We start from the raw sequence: 20,823 nt of genomic DNA on the forward strand, positions 1-20,823 counted from the left end.
ATACCTAAAGTGATTAAAGATATAAAAAGTAGATCGCATCAAAAGGAAATGTCTTTTAAATCAAGGTTATTGCGATCTCTAAAATATTCCTGACTGCAAAAGAATCAGAAATTTCTTACAGGGAATCCCCTTAAGGGTTTATTGCCAATTAAGCAAAAGTTAGTCTTGTGCTGCAATCTGATTAAGAATCTCAGCAGCGGCTGCAAGACCACAAGCGGCCGTTACCATCACAGTAGAGCCATAACCAGTACAAGCAAGGCCACCGCTCGCTGCGCCAGCACGTGGCTCATGAGAGTAAACGGCACGAATGCCAATTTTTTTCTTCAGATTTCTAGAGAAGCCATGATCCTGTCTAAGCCCCTGGCGCACCTTTGCTAGTAATGCATCTTGCTCGGTACGAGAGAGATCATCACAGCGCACAGAAGTTGGATCAGACTTACCGCCGGCCGCACCACACATCACAAGTGCACGATCATTTTTAGTTGCCCATGCTGATAAAGCAATTTTGGTTTGTACTGAATCTGTAGCATCTAATATCAATGCGTCTTTTGGTATGAGTACATCTAAATTTTCTGGCGTCAGAAATTCATCGCAAGGTGTTAATTTGATCTCGGGATTAATCTGCAAAATACGTTGTGTCATCGCCTCTACTTTGGCTTTACCGTACTGCCCCTCTAAAGCATGGAGTTGGCGATTGGTATTACTCTCTGCAATGTGATCAAAGTCAACTAAGACGAGATGCCCAATGCCAGTTCGAGCCAAGGCCTCCGCAGCCCAAGAGCCGACTCCACCCAAACCAGCAACCACTACCGTGGCATTGCGAAAGCGCTCCCGCAGCTCTGGCCCATAGAGTCTAGCGACCCCGCCAAAACGACGATCTTCCATGCTTTCTGCTACCTTGTCTTCTGCCATAGCTTCTCTTTATACTGAATAAATGGACTCCATTGCTAAACTTCGCAAAAACTATACCTTCGGTCAGCTTTCTGAAACCGATGTCCCAGGCAATCCTTTGCCTCTTTTTAAGCTCTGGTTTGATCAGGCCGTAAGAGCCGAGTGTCCCGAACCCAATTCCATGACTTTAGCTACTGCTGATAAAGCTGGAAATCCTTCAGCTCGTATTGTCTTACTAAAAGGCGCTGACGAAAATGGCTTTAGCTTTTTCACGAACTACGAAAGCCAAAAAGGGAAAGATTTGGCAGTTCGCCCTCAAGCGGCCTTACTGTTTCATTGGCACGAGCTGGAGCGCCAGATTCGCATTCAGGGAGTAGTAGAGCGTGTTAGCGCCGTTGAAAGTGATGAATACTTTCACTCTCGCCCCTCAGCATCACGAATCGGCGCTTGGGCTTCTCCACAAAGCTCAGTTATTCCAAACCGTGAATTTTTAGAAGAGGCGGAGAAGCAATTCAAAGCAGAATTCGGAGATACGCCACCTCGACCTGAGTATTGGGGTGGTTACCGTCTACGTCCTACTGAAATGGAATTCTGGCAAGGCCGTCCTTCCAGATTGCATGACCGCATTCATTACAAATTAGATGGCTCTACTTGGCAGGTGAACCGCCTAGCGCCTTAAGAGTATTGCGGCGCTATCAGCGATTTAAATTTCGCCCTGAACTTTGCTAACTTAGGTGCAACTACTGCCCTGCAATAGCCTTGATTAGGATGCTGCACAAAATAATTCTGGTGATAGTCTTCAGCAGGGAAAATGGTTGGAGCCACATCAATTTGCGTCACTATCGAGCTAGAGTAAATTCTCGACTCTTCAAGTTCTTTAACAACTTCATGAGCCATTTGATTCTGCTCATCGCTATGGGTAAAAATGACTGATCGATATTGTGTGCCGTGATCATTGCCTTGGTAGTTCAATGTAGTAGGATCATGAATCACAAAGAAAATTTCCAATAGATCCCTAAACGAAATCACTTGTGGATCAAACAGGATGTCTACAATTTCAGCATGACCGGTAACCCCAGTACAAACTGCTTCATAAGTAGGATTGGGTCTTGGGCCCCCAGCATATCCAGAAACGACTGATTTAACCCCAGTAATTTGCTGATACACAGCCTCAAGACACCAAAAACATCCGCCGCCTAAGGTGGCTTGCTCTAGTGGGAATTGATTTTTCTCAAGAATTTGGTTCATGGCTTTATCCTAATGCCTTATTCCAATATTTGCCAACTATTAAACACTATGAATCGCTTCACCATCCAACTTGATGAAATCAAAGCAGCCTATGCTGCCGAATCCAACCCCACTCTTGAAGTCAGATTAGAGCGCATTAATCGAATCGAAAAGATGATTGCGGCGAATGAAGAAAAAATCTGCAAAGTATTAGAAGCAGATTTTGGAGTACGCCATCCGATTGAAACTCGCCTTGCAGAATTTCAGATGGTGTATCAAGCAGCCAAGTACGCGCGCAAACATCTTAAAGAGTGGATGCGACCTGTGCGGATGGAAACACCGTCATTTATGGGCTCTTCAGAAGCGTGGACCGAAAGTCAATCGATTGGCGTTGTTGGCATTATAAGTGCTTGGAATTACCCAATCCAATTAGCACTTGTCCCTGCAATTGCAGCGCTTGCTGCTGGGAATCGCGTTTGGCTAAAACCTTCTGATCGCTGCTCTCGTACGTCTGGGTTCTTAGCAGGCTTGATTCAAGAGTATTTCCACCCTAGCGAATTTTGTGTAACTACTGGCGGCATCGATGTAGCAGAACAGTTTGCCGCTTTACCATTCAACCACCTTCTCTTTACTGGATCAGAAGCTACCGGCAAAAAAGTAATGCGTGCTGCTGCCGAAAATCTAACGCCTGTGACACTAGAGCTTGGAGGCAAGACACCAGCCATCATTGATTCAACGGCCAAACTCCAAGAAGCTGCTAGCGCCATTATTTATGGCAAATTACTGAATAGCGGTCAAACCTGCATTGCTCCAGATTACGTTCTGGTTGAACGGGGCAGACAAGATGCTTTTATTCAAGAACTTCAAGCTGCAGCTCAATCCCAATTTAGTAATCCTGAAGAGCTGACCGGCCCGATTGATGATGCGCAGCTGCAATACTGGCAACACTTGGTAAGCGATGCCGTAGATCGTGGGGCAAAAGCAATTCCCTTGCTCAATAATCCCTCTGCTGGGGCAAGAAGGTTTGAGCCTGTTGCTCTAGTTGATGTATCGCCTCAGGCGCGTGTTCTACATGAAGAAATCTTTGGGCCCATTCTTCCAATAGTGACTATTGCAGATACCGCCACAGCCATTGCTTATATCAATAACAGAATTAATCCATTAGCACTCTACTGGTTTGGTAAAGACAAAAAGAATATGCGACGTGTTTTAGAGGAGACTCGCTCTGGTGGCGTCACTATTAATGACACCTTATTACATGCAGCAGTCGAATCCCTACCCTTCGGTGGAATTGGTGCTAGTGGCATGGGCGCTTATCACGGGAAGGCAGGCTTTGATACCTTTAGTCACCACAAGCCAATCCTGCAAGTGCGTGGCTTACTGGGTAGCAATCTTTTGAAGGGTACTAAGCCCGCTCACCCACCCTACAGTAAGAAAACAGAGCGCCTATTAAAGCGGCTGAAGTAATCAGGCAATTAATAAGCGTAGAGCAAACCCGACAAATAAGAGCCCTGCTAGCATCCATAGGCTAGCAGCCCAACGCGGATGAGTCTCAAAAAACTTTGAGAAAAGTTGGCCTACGCAAATTAAGGCTGCTAAATAGCTCATGCTCATCAACTGCAAAACAGTAGCCAGATATAAAAAGGTATATGTAGGATTTTCAGAATCAGAACGAATAAACTGAGCAAAGAAGGCGATAAAGAAAAAGATTGCCTTAGGGTTTGTTAGGGATAGAGCGAGGGCTGCAAGCAAGGGATGTAATCGCATGAGGCGGGCTTGGACTTCATAAGCTTCTGAATGCCCCTTTGATATCCAGCGCTGATGACCACTCCGCAGCAAGCCAACTCCCATCCACGCTAAGTAAGCAGCGCCCAAAGTTCGGACAATGTTAAAAATTACTGGTGAAGACATAAGCAATGTGGCGGCGCCCAATGCAACGGCAATCATCAACACTAAATCGCCAATAAAGATTCCTAGCGCACTCCAGACACCCAACCTCCAACCCCTTTGCGTTGTAGTTGTTAAGACATAAAGAGAATTAGGCCCTGGCAATAAGATGATGAAGAGCGTGCCCAGCAGATAGCTTGTGAAATCAATAATTTCAGCATTTGAGGGCTTGAACAGGTCTAATGAGAAAAATTCCATCTCTGCATCATAATTAATTCGGGAAAACCCTTGTAATCACCCCCCCAAACTGTCATAATAAGAGGCTTTTGAAGCAATTTGATTCATCGCCCCCCAGCTATATTTCAGCGTCCCGTTTAGAAGTCATAAACACAGAAGTTCATAAAACGCGCTGCCGCCTGTCTGATGGTCGATGCCTTTGACCATCGCATCCCATAAAACCATGGATGCAACATACGGAGACATCCCTTGAAAGGGATGTGTAATAGCATGACTTTTTCTAAAGAAACTCAACACGAGTCGAAAGGCTCAAAGTCGACTGGATCTGAATTCCAGTCTTTCGCCCTAGCGGCCCCACTTCTTAAAAACGTTGCTGAATTGGGTTTTACCCAAGCGACCGCTGTTCAGGCTCAGGTTATTCCCGCAGCTTTAGCTGGTGGTGACTTATTGGTCAGCAGCCAAACTGGTAGCGGCAAAACCGCAGCTTTTTTATTACCTTTGATTCATCAACTCATCGAAGCCAATCCGAACAATTCACCTGTGCCAGGTCGCGCGCAACCTAAAGTGTTAGTGCTCTGCCCTACCCGTGAATTAGCTCAACAGGTTACAGCTGATGCAGTGAACCTAGTGCGTGGCATGAAAGGTATCCGCATTGCAACCATCATGGGCGGTATGCCTTATGGCAAACAAATTCAGGCCCTCAAAGGCGCACTCTTAGTTGTTGCAACCCCAGGTCGTTTACTTGACTTGTGTGATAGCAAAGCAATTCGCTTAGATGATGTAAAGCAACTCGTGATTGATGAGGCCGATCGCATGCTTGACATGGGATTTGCTGATGACCTCGAGGCAATTGACAAGCGTTGTGCAGGCCGCAACCAAACTTTAATGTTCTCAGCGACCTTTGCGCCAAAGATTATGTCTTTAGCCAATGCCTTGACTACCGATGCTAAGCGCATTGAACTTGCTCATGCAGGTGAAAAACACGCCAACATCGAACAGAAATTACATTGGGCTGACAGCATGTCACACAAGCACAAATTGCTTGAGCATATTTTGGCTGATGCCACTTTGGATCAGGCAGTTGTTTTTGCTAGCACTCAGGTAGAAAGCGAAAAGATCGCTGACACATTGCGTGCTAACGGCTACGAAGCTACTGCACTCCATGGTGCAATGCCTCAAGCTGTGCGCATGCGTCGCCTAGAGTCCTTACGTAAAGGTCACACCAAGATTTTGGTAGCGACTGATGTGGCGGCGCGCGGTATTGATGTGCCCCGTATTAGTCACGTGATTAACTTTGGCTTGCCAATGAAACCTGAGGACTACACGCACCGTATCGGTCGTACTGGTCGCGCTGGTCGTAATGGTGTAGCTATCACTTTGGTTGAACATCGTGATCGCGCCAAGATCCGCAACATCGAGCGCTTTACACAGCAAGATATCGTAGCGTCAGTGATTGCAGGCCTTGAGCCACAAGCAAAGCCTAGCTTTGGTGGTGGCGGTGGTGGCAACCGTTCTGGTGGTGGTCGCTCTGGTGGCGGCGGTGGCAATCGTTCTGGTGGTGGCGGTGGTCGTTATGGTTCGGGCGCACGCTCTGAATCTCGTTTCGGTGGTGGCGGCTCTGGCGGTGGCAATCGTTCGGGTAACCATTTTGAAGCGCGCTCGACTGGTTCTGCTGATTCACGTCCTGCACGCTCAGCCGATTCACGTCCTGCACGCTCTGCTGATTCACGTCCTACGCGTTCAGGGGATTCACGTCCAGCAGGTCCACGTTTTGCTAAACCGAAGTCTGGCGGTCAACGTCGGAACTTTAGCGGTAGCTAAAAATGGCTCACCGTAATCGTCTCCGTTCTTCATGGAATCGAGCCGGTTCCGGTGAATTTCATCGGGCGCCACGAAAGTGGCAGCCTTGGCTTAGTGATACTGGGTCACTTACCCAAAAAATTGAGAACGCGATTGGTCAAAAACTAGAAGTACGGGTTTTGCGCGATTGCCCTCAATCCCTCAATAGCGATGAAAGTCGCTATTTCCATTTGAAGATTAGACGCTGTAGGGTACGTGAAGTACTTTTGTGTGCCAATAATATTCCCGTTGTGATGGCACACAGCGTGATTCCGACCCTAAGCTCTAGTGGTAGCAACCATAGCGTCCTACGCCTTGGTACCAAGCCTTTGGGCGCCGTGTTGTTTGCAAAAACACGAAGATATGTCAAAGCAAAACCACCACGAGATATTGCGCGCCTAGATAAAAGTAGCGCCTTATGGAAACGATGTTCCAAGAATTACAGTGGATTAAATTCGCCCTTGTGGGCTCGACGTACCCTCTATCAGCTAAAGGGTCGCCCAATATTGGTTAATGAAATTTTCTTACCCGCTTTACTAGAACTCTCAAAAACTTAAATCATGAGCCAAGCCAGGCTGGCTTTAATGAGCGCTTCATCGCCGGACTCGGTAGTAAAGACCTCACCAAATCCAATAGCCTTAGCTGTATCAGCAATATTCTGGTGTGGGCATAAGGCGCTAGCAGCTTGCAACCCCTGTGGAAATTGATCCTTCACTACTTGGCCCAAATAACGTACTGCTTCAGAAGATGTCAACAACCAAAGCGATTTTGAGAAATCCATCTCACGAATCACATGCCAAGCAGGATTGGCAAGATCTAAGGGTACGCGCGTGTATACAGAGATCGCTTCTACTGTCGCCCCTGTATTCATAAGGGTATCAGCTAGCCATTCACGACCTCCCTCACCTTTGAAAATAACAATCTTTTTGTTTTTAAAGTCCCAGCCAAGGCTTTGCAGCTCTTGCCATAGCCCTTCTGAATCCCATTGCTCATTGTTCTTTGGAATCAACACCGGAGTGGGATTTTTTTCTTGACCAACGCCATGGTTCAGTAACGCTAACTTACTGCTTCCACCCATCACGCCAATCGGAATAATCTTCTTTGAAAATTTTTGCCAATCACGCTCTAGTAAACGCATAACGCATTCAATTGCATTAGGACTAACAAAGATAGCTAGATCTGCATCTTTTAGACTAGTAGCAATATGATCTGCTAGTGAATGATCCGCTTTGGGAACGATTGTCAGCAAAGGAAGTGAGGCTATTTCTGGGAGACTACGCTTGGCAACCCCACTGCGCTCAATGCTTTTCGTCAGTACCTCGATGAGCTGACGAGCTTGGCCGCTAGGTCTAGTAACAACAATGGTTTTAGTACTCATCGCTACGATGATGACTATTTAGCAATTTTCGGAATTAAATCTGCTGCGCCCTGTGCTAACAAATCTTTTGCAACTACAAGCCCCAGAGCCTCAGCATCCTCAATCGACCGAACTTGTGCATTGCCATTGGCTATACAAATCGCTTTGCCATCCACGCTTGCCACAAAAGAACGAATTTGCATCTGGCTTTGGTCCCATACTGCATGAGCTGCTAAGGGTACTTCGCAGGAACCACCGAGCTGACGAGACACCATCCGCTCCGCAGAAACAGAAAACAGAGTGGGCAAATCATTTAGAGGGGCAAGCCATTGTTTGATGTTGGGATGCTTGCTTAAAGTCTCAATACCTAGAGCGCCTTGACCAGCAGCTGGCGTGTATGGATCATAGGGAAGATAAGCGCGAATCCGACTTTCCAAACCCAAACGCTTTAATCCTGCAGCTGCCAAAATGATGGCTTGATACTCGCCACGATCTAACTTACCCATGCGGGTATCCAAATTACCACGCAGAGGATGAATCTCTAGATGCGGAAGTTTTGCTCGCAATACTGACTCACGGCGCAAGCTTGAAGTTCCTACGATTGCTCCCTTGGGTAAGTCTTCAAGACTGGCATAGTCATTTGAAACGAATGCATCCCGTGCATCTTCTCTAGCCATCACGCAAGAAAGATCAAATCCCTCTGGCATCACCATCGGAACATCCTTGAGGGAGTGAACTGCCAAATCAGCGCGCCCATCCTCCAGAGCTGTTTCGAGTTCTTTGACAAAAAGGCCTTTACCGCCCACTTTAGAGAGGGCTTTATCCAAAATCTGGTCCCCTCGGGTAGTCATGCCCAAAATCTGGACATCGCAGTCTGGATAGAGCTTTTTGAGGCAATCCCGGACATGTTCTGCCTGCCACATGGCTAAGCGACTTTCACGGGAGGCGATAACTAGGCGCTTAGGAGCTGCCAAAGAGGGAGAATTTGTGGTCTGGGACATAGCATTTAAAATAATAAAAGACGTACAACAATATACTGTGTTTATGAGCTCACCCAAAAATTCCTTAGACAACAAAGCCCAAGCTTGGTCGGCCCGTTTTAATGAGCCGGTAGACGAGCTCGTTCAGCGTTATACCGCCTCAATTGGCTTTGATCAACGCTTTGCAATGGTCGATATTGCCGGCTCCCTGGCCCATGCCCAGATGTTAGCTGCCCAAAAGATCATCAGCGCCCAGGATTTAGCGGATATCGAGAAGGGCATGGCTCAGATTAAGAATGAGATTGAATCTGGCCAATTTGCATGGCAATTGGCGCTAGAAGATGTCCACCTCAATATTGAAGCACGCCTCACTGCGCTAGTAGGTGATGCAGGAAAACGTCTGCACACTGGTCGCTCTAGAAATGACCAAGTGGCTACTGATTTACGTCTGTGGTTGCGGGGCAGTGTTGATGAGATTGCCATTACTCTTCAAGTTCTGCGCAGCGCACTATTGGATTTAGCAGAAAAACATGCTGGCACGATCATGCCTGGTCATACTCATCTGCAGGTTGCACAACCCATTACCTTTGGTCATCACTTGATGGCTTATTTTGAAATGTTTAGTCGCGATGCAAGTCGCTTGACTGATTTGCGTGCGCGCTTTAATCGTCTGCCCTTAGGTGCCGCGGCTTTGGCAGGTACTACCTACCCGATTGATCGCGAACAGGTTGCTAAGGCTCTTGGCTTTGATGGTATTTGTAATAACTCCTTAGATGCCGTATCAGATCGTGACTTTGCGATTGAGTTCTGTGCATTTGCATCGATCTTGATGATGCACGTTTCTCGCCTCTCAGAAGAGCTTGTGCTGTGGCTTAGTCCACGCTTTGGATTTATCGATCTGCCAGATCGCTTCTGCACTGGTAGCTCCATCATGCCGCAAAAGAAAAATCCTGATGTTCCTGAATTGGCGAGGGGCAAAACAGGTCGCGTCTATGGTGATCTTATCTCCTTGCTAACACTCATGAAGAGTCAGCCTCTTGCCTATAACAAGGATAACCAAGAAGATAAAGAACCGTTGTTTGATGCAGTCGATACTGTGCAAGATACCCTGCGCATCTTTGCTGACATGATTCCTCACATTGAAGTCAAGGCGAATGTGATGAAAGCAGCAGCTCAAGAAGGTTTTTCTACGGCCACTGACTTAGCTGACTACTTAGTTAAAAAGGGCTTGGCATTTCGTGATGCTCATGAAGCTGTTGCTCACGCCGTTAAAGCCTGCGTCGGTAGAAACTGCATGCTGACTGACTTAAGTCTCTCAGAATTGCGTTTTGCTTGCGGTCTTGATAATCGTCCTGAACTGATTGGTGATGATGTCTTCGCCTTGCTAACAGTCGATGGCTCGGTGCAATCACGCCAACATGCTGGAGGTACAGCGCCCTCCCAAGTACTCGCTGCCATCAAACGGGGTCGTGCAGATCTCTAGATCGCATGGGGTTTTGGTCCAAACTTTCCGCAGGAATTGATCGTATAAACCAACTGCTTGGCAAAGCTGCCAGCATTATGATTTTGCTGTCCTGCATAGTATCGGCAGTCAATGCCTTACTGCGCTATGGCTTAGACATTAGTAATAACTGGCCTTTAGAGCTGCAATGGTATTTATTTAGTGCTGCAGTCATGTTGGGCGCGGCCTACACTCTCAAACGCAATGAGCATGTCCGCGTAGATTTAATTTATTCCCAGCTTCCTGATCGTGGGCGTATTTGGGTAGATTTATTTGGCTTTCTATTTTTCTTGATGCCGGCATGCATTTTATTTGCATGGCTCTCATGGACTACCCTCTTTTATCCGTCCTGGTTAGTGATGGAACATTCGATGAATTCGGGTGGTCTTGCTCGTTACCCTATTAAGTTTGTTGTGCCGTTTGGTTTCTTTATGCTCAGCTTGCAAGGCGTATCAGAAATCATCAAACGCATTAGCGCGCTCAAAGGTACAACCAGCTTACCTACCGAAGATCTTCATTACGAAAAGCCAATGCAATGATCCCATTAGAGTGGATGCCACCGTTTATGTTTGGCGGCCTGATTGTCTTTATGTTGATCGGCTTCCCAGTCGCATTCTCTCTCATGGCTGCTGCCCTATTCTTTTCTGGCATTGCCATCAGCGAAGGCTTCTTTGGTATGTCATTTTTGCAAGCCATTCCACAGCGCATCTTTGGTAGCGTGCTCGCGAATGACCTGCTTCTGGCGATTCCGTTCTTTACTTTTATGGGTGCCATTCTTGAGCGCTGCGGTCTTGCTGAAGAAATGCTGGACTCCATGGGTCAACTCTTTGGAGGAGTGCGTGGTGGCCTAGGTTACTCAGTCATCATTGTGGGATTTATTCTCGGTGCGATTACCGGCACTGTAGCCGCCCAAGTGATTGCTATGGCGATGATCTCTTTGCCAGTGATGATACGCTATGGCTACAACATGCGTTACGCTACAGGCGTTCTGGCTGCCTCTGGAACCATTACTCAATTAGTGCCGCCATCGTTGGTTCTGATTGTTTTAGCGGATCAACTCAAGACTCAAAGTGGTAGCGCCGATGTCGGCAGTATGTATCTTGGTGCTTGGGGACCTTCATTGCTGCAAATTGTACTTTTTGCGCTCTATACCTTCTTTCTCTCCCGTATACGTCCAGCCTATTTGCCAGCGATGCCAGTAAGTGATCTCACCCTCAAGGGCTGGGCGCTCTGGAAAAAATGTCTCTTAGGAATTATTCCGTCTGCGGTACTCATTTTTTTAGTATTGGGTACGATCATGACCGGTATTGCCACCCCGACTGAATCTGGTGCTATGGGGGCGATGGGCGCATTGCTATTAGCATGGCTACGCAGAGCGAATATTCCCAATCTCAAAGGCTTAATTCAGGAGGCCTATCAAAACACGATGCGCATTACTGCCATGGTGGTCTTTATTCTCATCGGCTCAACCTGCTTCTCAGTCGTATTCCAAGGAGTTGATGGCGGCTTGTGGGTTGAGAATCTGTTCTCAGGAATGCCTGGTGGCTGGATTGGCTTTCTGATTGCCGTCAATCTCTTAGTATTTTTCTTGGCATTCTTTTTAGACTTTTTTGAGATTGCTTTCATCATCGTGCCGATGCTCGCACCAGTAGCAGTCAAACTACTCTCTCCGGTACTGCTTGACTCTATGAACGGTAATCCACAGGCTGCCGCAAGCGCTGCACTTGTCTGGTTTGGGGTGATGCTATGCGTCAATATGCAAACCTCGTTCATGCATCCCCCATTTGGATTTGCCCTTTTCTACCTACGAGGAGTTGCGCCAAAAGAGGTCAAGAGTAGCGACATTTACTGGGGGGCGCTCCCTTGGGTGGGATTGCAACTGATTATGGTGGCTGTGGTCATCGCCTTCCCTGCGCTTGTGACAACATTGCTAGATAAGCCTGCTGCTGTAGTGCAGAGTCAGGATTACAACTTCACCGACGGCGAAGAATCAAAGCCGGAAGAATCTGCAAATAAGGTGGATGAAGATGCCCCGGTAACGTTTCAATTGGATAAGCCGGTTAAATAGCTGCCAATCTTATAAACGCTTCCTCTGCTTGCAATTTCGATATTGGGCAATAGAAATTTTGAGATGTAGTGCATTAGCCGGCGATTTCAATAGGTATATCGTTTCTTTCATACCGCTATACACATTATTCGATGTTAAGCCAGTACTCGATAAAGCTTCTGATCTATTTTTCCTAACCATTGAAATCTCTCGCGTAAAAAAAATTAAGAAAGATACAGAAGCATACTTAGATCAGCAAGTAAAAAATACCCTGAAATTTTCAGGGTATTTAATCAAACAACGGGGAGACTTAAAGCGTGATATCACGCTCTTGCCTTACGCAATCAACATAGTATTGACTACGACCATCTAGGTCAGCCTTCACTAGACCATGAATATCAGTCTCAAAGCCAGGGAACTTTTCATTAAAGTCTCTTGCGAAGTACAGATAATCCACAATGCGTTTGTTAAAGCGCTCACCTGGAATCAAGAGTGGAATACCTGGTGGGTATGGCGTTACCAACATGGCTGTTACGCGCCCCTCTAACTGATCGAGTGGGACACGATCGACTTCTTTATGCGCCATCTTGGCCCAAGCTTCCGAAGGCATCATGGCTGGAACCATATCAGAGGTATACATCTCTGTAGTCATGCGGGCCACATTACGGCCCTTGTAGAACTCATGAATCTGCTGACAAATATCTTTTAGGCCAACACGCTCATAACGTGGGTGCTTGGCAACAAACTCAGGCAGCACCTTCCATAAAGGAGCGTTCTTATCAAAGTGATCCTTAAACTGTTGCAGCTCTGTCACTAGTGTGTTCCAACGACCCTTAGTAATGCCGATGGTAAACATAATGAAGAAGGAATACAGGCCACACTTCTCAACGATCACCCCATGTTCTGCAAGATACTTCGTGACAATACTTGCTGGGATGCCCATGGAACCAAAGTTACCCTCGATATCTAATCCAGGAGTAACTACTGTTGCCTTGATTGGGTCCAGCATATTAAAGTCTTTAGCCAATTTACCAAAGTCATGCCAGCCTGCATTAGGTGCCAACACCCAATCAGAGCGCTCGCCAATACCTTCTTCTGCTAAGTGATCTGGTCCCCAGACCTTAAACCACCAATCGGCGCCAAACTTATCATCCACCTCGCGCATAGCGCGACGGAAGTCCATTGCTTCAGCAATCGACTCCTCTACCAGAGTAGTACCGCCGGGTGACTCCATCATGGCAGCAGAAACGTCGCAAGAGGCAATAATGGCGTACTGCGGGCTCGTAGAGGTATGCATCAGATAAGCCTCATTGAAGCAGTCTCGATCAAGCTTGGTCTCTTGCGCATCCTGAACCAGTACTTGCGAAGCTTGCGACAAACCAGCCAAGAGCTTATGAGTAGATTGGGTTGCAAACATCAAACTCTTCTTGGTGCGCTTGCGATCAGAACCAATCGCATGCATATCTTTATAGAAAGGATGGAAAGCGGCATGGGGCAACCAAGCTTCGTCAAAATGTAAAGAGTCAACCTTGCCATCAAGCATCTCTTTGATCATTTCAACGTTATAAATGATGCCATCGTAAGTACTTTGAGTCAGTGTCATGACGCGTGGCACCACGTTTTTATTCTTAATGAATGGATTGGCATCAATTTTCTTCTTGATGTTGGCCCACTCAAATTCTTCTTTAGGAATCGGTCCAATAATGCCGAGGTGATTACGGGTTGGCATCAAGAAAATCGGAATCGCGCCCATCATAGTAATCGAGTGAATCACCGATTTATGGCAATTGCGATCGACTAACACTACATCGCCAGGAGCAACGGTAGAATGCCAAACAATTTTATTGGATGTAGAGGTGCCATTGGTGACGAAGAACAAATGGTCCGCATTAAAGATGCGCGCAGCATTACGCTCGCTCTGAAGCACCGGGCCAGTATGGTCTAGTAGTTGGCCCAACTCTTCTACAGCATTACAAACGTCGGCACGCAGCATGTTCTCACCAAAGAATTGATGAAACATACGGCCCACTGGACTCTTCAAGAAAGCAACGCCGCCTGAATGCCCTGGGCAATGCCAAGAATACGAACCTTCAGAAGCGTAATTGGTTAGCGCCCGGAAGAATGGTGGCGCTAATGAATCAAGATAGACCTTTGCTTCACGAATAATATGACGTGCTACAAACTCTGGGGTGTCTTCATTCATATGAATGAAGCCATGCAATTCACGCAAGATGTCATTAGGCATATGACGTGAAGTACGAGTTTCGCCGTACAAGAAGATTGGAATATCTTCATTGCGCTTACGCACTTCTGTAATGAAGGCGCGCAGGTTATTTAGGGCAGGAAGATCATGATCTTCAGAATCCGAGTCAAACTCTTCATCATCAATCGAAACGATAAAGCTAGATGCACGGGAGGCTTGTTGTGCAAAAGAGGTGAGGTCGCCATAACTAGTTAAGCCAATGACCTCCATGCCCTCCTGCTCAATAGCTTCAGCGAGATCGCGAATACCTGAACCCGAAATATTTTCGGAGCGAAAGTCCTCATCAATGATGATGATTGGGAAACGAAATTTCATGGCTACCCTTTAGGTTCGCGAACTAGGATTGTAATAAAGGAAATTAAGTCTTGGGCAGGGTCACGCCCCGCTGACCTTGATACTTGCCACCACGATCTTTATAAGATGTGCCGCAAATCTCATCACTCTCAAAAAAGAGAACTTGTGCGCATCCCTCACCTGCGTAAATTTTGGCAGGCAATGGTGTAGTGTTAGAAAACTCTAGAGTGACATAGCCTTCCCATTCGGGCTCGAATGGAGTGACATTCACAATAATGCCGCAACGAGCATAGGTGCTTTTGCCAACGCAAACAGTTAATACGCTGCGTGGAATCTTAAAATATTCAACGGTTCTTGCTAAAGCAAATGAATTCGGTGGAATGATACAAACATCACCCTTAAAATCTACGAAAGATTGATCATCGAAATTCTTGGGGTCAACAATAGTGCTATTGATGTTCGTAAAGATCTTGAACTCATCTGCGCAACGAATATCGTAGCCATAGCTTGATGTGCCATAACTCACGATTTTGTTTCCAGCAGCGTCTTGGCGAACTTGTCCTGGCTCGAACGGGCTAATCATGCCTTGCTCGCCCATGCGACGGATCCAGTGGTCAGATTTAATAGTCATGGGCGAATTGTAAAACCTTCGCAGCCCTTCCCGATCATTTATCGGGTGCTGAGCACTAAAAATTAGCTATTTTTGGTAAAAATCACTCGCTCAGGGGCGTTATAGATCTCAAAATGTTTACCAGAACAACGAGACAGGATGGTGAGGTTGGTTTTACGAGCCAGTTCTAGACCCATGAGAGTGACCCCCGAGCGGGTTAGTAGGAAAGGCACGCCCATCTGGGCTCCTTTAATCACCATCTCAGAGGTGAGCCGCCCAGTAGTGAAGAAGATTAAATCTTTGCCGGGTTTATTGGCCAGCCACATCAGACCAGAAATCGAGTCGACTGCATTATGGCGTCCCACATCTTCAATAAAGTGAAGAAGCTGCACCCCATCCTCACCTGCCCTCTCAAATACAGCACAGGCGTGAACTGAGCCAGACCTCTTATAGATCGAGTCATGAACGCGAATGGCATCAATTAAGGCGACGATTGCCTCTTGGGATAATTGGGGTCCATCTGGTAGCCGAATTTCCGACATCTCTTCCATGAGGCCACCAAACATCGTGCCTTGACCACAACCCGTAGTGACTACCCGCTTGCTAGTTAGCGCATCAATATCAACCGAACTGCGGCGAGTCTTAACAGCAGCAGAATCCGTCTCCCAGTCAACCTGGATGCTCTCGATATCGTTCGGAGACTCCACCAAACGCTGATTGCGTAAATAGCCCAGAACCAAGGCTTCGGGAGCGCTGCCTAGGGTCATCAAAGTGACGACCTCACGCTTATCCAGATAAATCGTTAATGAGCGCTCCCCAGGGATGTGGGTGAGCTTTTTCCTGCCCGCCTCATCTAAGACCTCGACCTCGTGGACCAAAGGCACGGAGGCGCTAGACATCTGAATATTGGGCTGAACGGCCATGAAACGCTTTCTGAATCGAGTAGAAATTGGAGTTTAGCGAGATTTACGGGAACTTCGCGGTGTTAACTTTAACCGCAGACTAAAATCACTGCACAAGCTCGGCATAATTGAGCATTACCCCTAATTTAACCTTCTTATTTAAGTCCGCATTACATGAGCAGCTCCCAGCGTCGTCTTCTTGTTACCTCCGCCTTGCCGTATGCCAATGGTCAGATCCATATTGGCCATTTGGTTGAATATGTGCAAACTGATATTTGGGTGCGCTTTCAACGGATGCGTGGCCATGAAGTGCATTATGTTGGCGCTGATGATACCCATGGCACCCCCATCATGCTGCGCGCAGAAAAAGAAGGGATCACTCCAAAGGAGTTAATCGCCAATGTTTGGAAAGAGCATAAGCGCGACTTTGATAACTTCCTCATTTCATTTGATAACTACTACACCACAGATAGCCCAGAGAATGAAAAGCTCTCGCAAAGCATCTATCTGAAATTACGTGATGCTGGCCTGATTGAAAAGCGTGCGATTGAACAAGCTTATGACCCGGTCAAAGAAATGTTCTTGCCCGATCGTTTCATCAAAGGCGAGTGCCCAAAGTGCGCTGCCAAAGATCAATATGGTGATAACTGTGAAAAATGTGGTGCCACCTATTCACCTACTGATCTGAAAAATCCTTTCTCAGTAGTCAGCGGTGCAACACCAATCAAGAAGATTTCTGATCATTACTTCTTTAAGTTATCTGACCCACGTTGCGAAGCATTTTTACGCGACTGGACTCAAGTAAAGACACCTCTTCAACCTGAGGCCCGCAACAAGATGAAGGAGTGGGTTGGCCAGCCAGGCGAAAGCAAGCTGGGTGACTGGGATATCTCCCGTGATGCTCCTTATTTCGGCTTTGAGATTCCTGATGCCCCGGGCAAATACTTCTACGTCTGGCTTGATGCCCCTATTGGCTACTACGCTAGCTTTCTCAATTACTGTCAGGCCAAAGGTCTGAACTTTGATGAGTGGGTCAAACCAGATACAACCACTGAGCAATATCATTTCATTGGTAAAGATATTTTGTATTTCCATACCCTCTTTTGGCCAGCTACGTTGCAGTTCGCAGGCTATCGCACACCAACCAATGTATTTGCTCATGGTTTCTTAACCGTTGATGGCGAGAAGATGAGTAAGTCACGCGGCACCTTAATTTCTGCCAACAGCGTCATTGAGTGCGGCTTTAATCCGGAATGGTTCCGCTATTACTTTGCTACGAAGCTCAATGACAGCATGGAAGATTTAGATTTAAATCTACAAGACTTTGTAGCGCGCGTGAATAGTGATTTATTGGGTAAGTACATCAATATTGCGAGTCGCAGCGCAGGATTCTTAGTCAAGCGTTTTGGTGGCGTGGTGTCTGATGAAGCTATGAACAATCCCCTGCTCAAAGAAATTGCCGCCTCAAGTGAAAAAATTGCAGCGTTATACGAAGCACGCGAATATGCAAAAGCCTTACGTACTATCATGGATCTTGCTGACAAGGTCAATGCTTTCGTAGATGAGAACAAGCCTTGGGAAATTGCCAAAGATCTGGCTCGAGAGGCAGACTTGCAGCAAATTTGTAGCGTTACCTTGGAAGCTTTCCGCATGCTCAGTCTTTATCTCAAGCCGGTTATTCCACAAGTTGCTATAGGCGTAGAAACGTTTCTCTCCCTCCCTCCGCAATCTTGGAGTGATATCAATACCCCGCTTTCTAGCAAGAATCCGATCAAGGCCTATCAGCATCTGATGACCCGGGTGGAGGCTCCTCAAATTGAGGCTTTGCTAGCAGCAAACTTGTAAAAATAGCCCTAAAAAGCACCTATAATGGTGGTCGTAGTCCATAGATGACTTTTGGCATTAATCTCTATAAGTTATTGAATTTATTGAGTATTTTAGGAAATACCATGGCAAGATATCAGTCTGAATTTACCCAGTTCTTAAATGAGCTCAAATCTGAGAAGCCCAATCTCGAGGCAGACCAACAAGCTGGTCGCGCGCTGTTGTGGGACAAAGAACCCCTTACCGTTGAAGATCAGCGCCGCGCAAAAGCGGCCAAGTTAAAACAACGCGCTTACGTTTACTCGAATGACTGAGCCAAGCACTCAGCCAATCTCTGATTTACTAGATAGCACCCCATCAGTCACTGACGGGATGTCGGAAGCATTCGCCAAACTGTATGGTGAGCCACTCTTTAAGCTCCCTACTGATCTCTATATCCCACCAGATGCGCTGGAAATTTTTCTAGAAGCATTTGAAGGTCCGCTAGATCTTTTGCTTTATCTCATTCGTAAGCAGAATTTCAATGTACTAGATATTCCAATGGCGCAGGTTACTCAGCAATATCTGAGCTATATCGATCAAATTCGTCATACTAATCTTGAGCTTGCTGCCGAATATTTATTGATGGCAGCGATGTTGATCGAAATTAAATCGCGCATGCTATTGCCAATGAAGAAGGCAGATAGCGAAGAAGAGGTAGATGATCCACGCGCAGAATTGGTTCGTCGCCTCTTGGAATATGAGCGCATGAAGCTGGCCGCTCAAGAGCTTGACCAAATTCCTCAGCAAGGACGTGACTTCCAGATAGCGCACGGCTTTGTAGACACTACTGTTGCCATCGCTTGGCCCGAAGTCAATTTAGATGACCTGCAAATGGCGTGGCGTGATGTCTTACATCGTGCCAAACTCAATCAGCACCACACCATTACTCGCGAACAATTATCTGTCCGTGACTTCATGACACGGATTTTACGTCGCCTACAAAGCACGCGTTTTATTGAGTTTGGCGAGCTATTTGAAGATGCAATTAAATCTGGCGAAGGTATTGCAGTAGTGATTGTGAATTTCATTGCCATGCTTGAGCTCTCACGCGAGGCTTTGATAGAGATCACACAGGCCGAGCCCTATGCTCCGATTTACGTACGCCTAGCCTATACGCCCGTTGCATGAAAATCATTAGTGATATTCAGGAGTTGCGTGATCACTTACGCGGCCAGAACCGTGCCTCATTTGTACCGACCATGGGTAACCTACATGAAGGTCATTTGTCACTCATGCGCCTGGCAAGGCAACATGGCGACCCAGTAGTTGCTAGCATCTTTGTAAATCGCCTGCAGTTTGGTCCTAATGAAGACTTTGATAGCTATCCTCGCACTATGCAAGCGGATATTGAGAAGCTAGAAAAAGAAGGTGTCTACATTCTGTTTGCACCGACTGAGCGTGATCTTTACCCACAACCACAAGAATATCGCGTAGATCCACCACAACAACTCGGCGACATCCTTGAAGGTGAATTTCGCCCGGGATTCTTTAAAGGCGTTTGTACGGTTGTATTAAAACTTTTTTCTTGCGTACAGCCTAAGGTCGCCGTATTTGGAAAAAAAGATTACCAACAGTTGATGATTATTCGTCAAATGGCTAAACAGTTTGCATTACCAGTCGATATCGTTCCTGGTGAAACTATTCGCGCTGATGATGGCCTCGCTCTCTCATCGCGCAATAGCTTCCTCTCAGCCGACGAGCGTGCAGAAGCGCCCGAACTACAAAAAGCGCTCAAAGATGTACGCGAACAAGTTCTACAATTAAAAGATCGAAATGTAGCGTCACTCTCAGAAATTGAAAAAAAGGCAGTGGCAACACTTGCCAGACGCGGCTGGAATCCTGATTACATCGCTATTCGTAAGCAAAGTGATTTGGCTCCAACCTCCAATGAAGGTCTGCATGCAGGCGAGCCGCTCGTGATTCTCACAGCGGCCAAGATTGGCAAAACACGCTTGATAGATAACCTAGAGATTTAATCCTTAGTAATGCTTAAAGGGTAAAAAACTTACCCACCTCTAAGTTCAACTCTTTAGCCAAATCGGCACCACTCACCTTCCCTGAAGCACCCTTAGCCTTGAGGACTTCAATCTGTCCGCCATGGCAGGCAATAAAGAATGAATCTAAAGTGATTTGTGTGATTTCACCTGGCTTGCCTTTAACTGCACCAAAGGTTGCAGTCACATGTTTGTGGCAATCGTAGATCTGAACCTTTTGCTCACCAAATTTCGTCCATGCTCCAGGAGCTGGGTTGCACGCACGAATCAGGTTGTAGATTTGACTGATATGTGTCGCCCAATGAATCTGCGCAGCATCAACACCAAACCAACCCTCATAGTTAGCCTTGGATTCATCTTGAACGAGTTCTTGATGTTTACCTGCGACTACCAGATCAGCAGCCTCTAATAGCGCTTTGACTCCGATTGGGAAAAGATGATCAAAGTAGACCTTGCCCAAGGTGTCATTTGGTCCAATGGCGACTTCTTTTTGCAAAATCACTTCGCCTTCATCCAAACCATCGGATGGACGGAAGATCGTTAGACCCGTTTTTTCTTCTCCTAATGCAATCGCCCAGTTAATTGCACTGGGACCGCGATATTTTGGCAGCAAAGAGGGATGGTATTGAATGGTGCCGTGCTTAGGAATCTTGCAGAGCTCTTGAGGAACAAACTGAAGCACATAGGCCATCACACAGATATCTGCATTACTATCAATCATGGCCTGAGCAGCCTCAGGTCCTTTGAGGGAAGAGAATTGCAAAGCGCTAAGGCCTCTTACCAGCGCCGCTTCTTTCAGAACCTCAGGTTTAGTCGATTTGGGATTATCAGGTGGACAGAAAACGGCAACGACTTCATCACCACGATCTAAAAAAGCCTCTAAGGCAGCCTTACCAAAATCAGCACTACCAATCAGCGCAATCCGCAT

The 20,823-nt window shown here is 46.7% G+C and carries 20 protein-coding genes; 11 read left to right on the top strand and 9 right to left on the bottom strand.

The window, feature by feature from the left end; all coding sequences use genetic code 11:
* Nucleotides 1-159: 159 nt before the first annotated feature.
* Entirely contained in the window at nt 160-912 is a 753-nt protein-coding gene (locus tag CBI31_RS02110) for a tRNA threonylcarbamoyladenosine dehydratase (protein ID WP_088524760.1), read from the bottom strand.
* 22 nt (nt 913-934) lie between these two features.
* Between CBI31_RS02110 and pdxH the strand changes: the two genes are divergently transcribed.
* Nucleotides 935-1,570, top strand: coding sequence for a pyridoxamine 5'-phosphate oxidase (gene pdxH, locus CBI31_RS02115; protein WP_088524761.1), 636 nt, complete (start codon nt 935-937; stop codon nt 1,568-1,570).
* On the opposite strand, the gene msrA is transcribed toward pdxH, so the two are convergent.
* Nucleotides 1,567-2,139, bottom strand: coding sequence for a peptide-methionine (S)-S-oxide reductase MsrA (gene msrA / locus CBI31_RS02120; protein ID WP_088524762.1), 573 nt, complete (start codon nt 2,137-2,139; stop codon nt 1,567-1,569). The two genes, pdxH and msrA, sit on opposite strands and share 4 nt — an antisense overlap.
* A 48-nt stretch (nt 2,140-2,187) precedes the next feature.
* Here msrA and CBI31_RS02125 point away from each other — a divergent pair, with 48 nt between their 5' ends.
* Nucleotides 2,188-3,585, top strand: coding sequence for a coniferyl aldehyde dehydrogenase (locus CBI31_RS02125; protein ID WP_088524763.1), 1,398 nt, complete (start codon nt 2,188-2,190; stop codon nt 3,583-3,585).
* Here the strand turns inward: CBI31_RS02125 and leuE are convergent, their stop codons facing one another.
* Nucleotides 3,586-4,263 carry a leucine efflux protein LeuE gene (gene leuE / locus CBI31_RS02130; RefSeq protein ID WP_088524764.1) on the bottom strand — a complete coding sequence of 226 codons (678 nt, stop codon included), beginning with the start codon at nt 4,261-4,263 and terminating at the stop codon, nt 3,586-3,588.
* A gap of 249 nt (nt 4,264-4,512) precedes the next feature.
* On the opposite strand from leuE, the gene CBI31_RS02135 reads away from it, so the two are divergent.
* Nucleotides 4,513-6,063: a DEAD/DEAH box helicase gene (locus CBI31_RS02135; protein WP_088524765.1), complete on the top strand. Its 1,551-nt coding sequence runs from the start codon at nt 4,513-4,515 to the stop codon at nt 6,061-6,063.
* 2 nt (nt 6,064-6,065) lie between these two features.
* Complete coding sequence (locus CBI31_RS02140) at nt 6,066-6,638, top strand: chorismate--pyruvate lyase family protein (protein ID WP_088524766.1); 573 nt, start codon at nt 6,066-6,068, stop codon at nt 6,636-6,638.
* Here CBI31_RS02140 and CBI31_RS02145 read toward each other — a convergent pair.
* Together CBI31_RS02145 and hemC are read right to left on the bottom strand one after the other, a co-directional pair.
* Complete coding sequence (locus CBI31_RS02145; protein ID WP_088524767.1) at nt 6,635-7,459, bottom strand: uroporphyrinogen-III synthase; 825 nt, start codon at nt 7,457-7,459, stop codon at nt 6,635-6,637. The genes CBI31_RS02140 and CBI31_RS02145 overlap by 4 nt on opposite strands.
* Before the next feature lie 14 nt (nt 7,460-7,473).
* On the bottom strand, nt 7,474-8,439 hold the full coding sequence (gene hemC / locus CBI31_RS02150; RefSeq protein WP_088524768.1) for a hydroxymethylbilane synthase: 966 nt from the start codon (nt 8,437-8,439) through the stop codon (nt 7,474-7,476).
* A gap of 43 nt (nt 8,440-8,482) precedes the next feature.
* Between hemC and argH the strand changes: the two genes are divergently transcribed.
* Genes argH through CBI31_RS02165 form a run of 3 tightly spaced genes read left to right on the top strand, consistent with a single transcriptional unit; the run spans nt 8,483 to nt 11,987 of the window.
* Complete coding sequence (argH, locus tag CBI31_RS02155; RefSeq protein ID WP_088524769.1) at nt 8,483-9,901, top strand: argininosuccinate lyase; 1,419 nt, start codon at nt 8,483-8,485, stop codon at nt 9,899-9,901.
* 5 nt (nt 9,902-9,906) lie between these two features.
* Complete coding sequence (locus CBI31_RS02160) at nt 9,907-10,458, top strand: TRAP transporter small permease subunit (RefSeq protein WP_088524770.1); 552 nt, start codon at nt 9,907-9,909, stop codon at nt 10,456-10,458.
* Entirely contained in the window at nt 10,455-11,987 is a 1,533-nt protein-coding gene (locus CBI31_RS02165) for a TRAP transporter large permease (RefSeq protein ID WP_088524771.1), read from the top strand. Before CBI31_RS02160 ends, CBI31_RS02165 begins: the two co-directional genes overlap by 4 nt.
* Nucleotides 11,988-12,276: 289 nt before the next feature.
* Here CBI31_RS02165 and CBI31_RS02170 read toward each other — a convergent pair whose 3' ends face one another.
* The 3 genes from CBI31_RS02170 to CBI31_RS02180 form a co-directional block, all read right to left on the bottom strand.
* The gene (locus tag CBI31_RS02170) at nt 12,277-14,544 is read right to left on the bottom strand and encodes an arginine/lysine/ornithine decarboxylase (RefSeq protein WP_088524772.1); all 2,268 of its coding nucleotides are present in this window, start codon (nt 14,542-14,544) and stop codon (nt 12,277-12,279) included.
* Nucleotides 14,545-14,587: 43 nt separating this feature from the next.
* Nucleotides 14,588-15,154, bottom strand: coding sequence for a dCTP deaminase (gene dcd / locus CBI31_RS02175; RefSeq protein WP_088524773.1), 567 nt, complete (start codon nt 15,152-15,154; stop codon nt 14,588-14,590).
* 62 nt (nt 15,155-15,216) lie between these two features.
* Complete coding sequence (locus CBI31_RS02180) at nt 15,217-16,056, bottom strand: formate dehydrogenase accessory sulfurtransferase FdhD (RefSeq protein ID WP_088524774.1); 840 nt, start codon at nt 16,054-16,056, stop codon at nt 15,217-15,219.
* Between the two features lie 153 nt (nt 16,057-16,209).
* Here CBI31_RS02180 and metG point away from each other — a divergent pair, with 153 nt between their 5' ends.
* The 4 genes from metG to panC all read left to right on the top strand — a co-directional run bounded on the left by metG (nt 16,210) and on the right by panC (nt 19,877).
* Nucleotides 16,210-17,880, top strand: coding sequence for a methionine--tRNA ligase (metG, locus tag CBI31_RS02185; RefSeq protein ID WP_088524775.1), 1,671 nt, complete (start codon nt 16,210-16,212; stop codon nt 17,878-17,880).
* A 104-nt stretch (nt 17,881-17,984) separates the two neighbouring features.
* A complete protein-coding gene (locus tag CBI31_RS02190; RefSeq protein ID WP_088524949.1) occupies nt 17,985-18,173 on the top strand; it encodes a DUF3460 family protein in 189 nt (62 codons plus the stop codon).
* Complete coding sequence (locus CBI31_RS02195) at nt 18,166-19,029, top strand: segregation and condensation protein A (RefSeq protein WP_088524776.1); 864 nt, start codon at nt 18,166-18,168, stop codon at nt 19,027-19,029. Before CBI31_RS02190 ends, CBI31_RS02195 begins: the two co-directional genes overlap by 8 nt.
* Nucleotides 19,026-19,877: a pantoate--beta-alanine ligase gene (gene panC / locus CBI31_RS02200; protein WP_088524777.1), complete on the top strand. Its 852-nt coding sequence runs from the start codon at nt 19,026-19,028 to the stop codon at nt 19,875-19,877. The genes CBI31_RS02195 and panC overlap by 4 nt, the downstream gene beginning before the upstream one ends.
* 13 nt (nt 19,878-19,890) lie before the next feature.
* Here panC and CBI31_RS02205 read toward each other — a convergent pair whose 3' ends face one another.
* The gene (locus CBI31_RS02205; protein ID WP_088524778.1) at nt 19,891-20,823 is read right to left on the bottom strand and encodes a methionyl-tRNA formyltransferase; all 933 of its coding nucleotides are present in this window, start codon (nt 20,821-20,823) and stop codon (nt 19,891-19,893) included.

The organism is Polynucleobacter campilacus (assembly GCF_002206625.1).
Classification (GTDB): Bacteria; Pseudomonadota; Gammaproteobacteria; order Burkholderiales; family Burkholderiaceae; genus Polynucleobacter; species Polynucleobacter campilacus.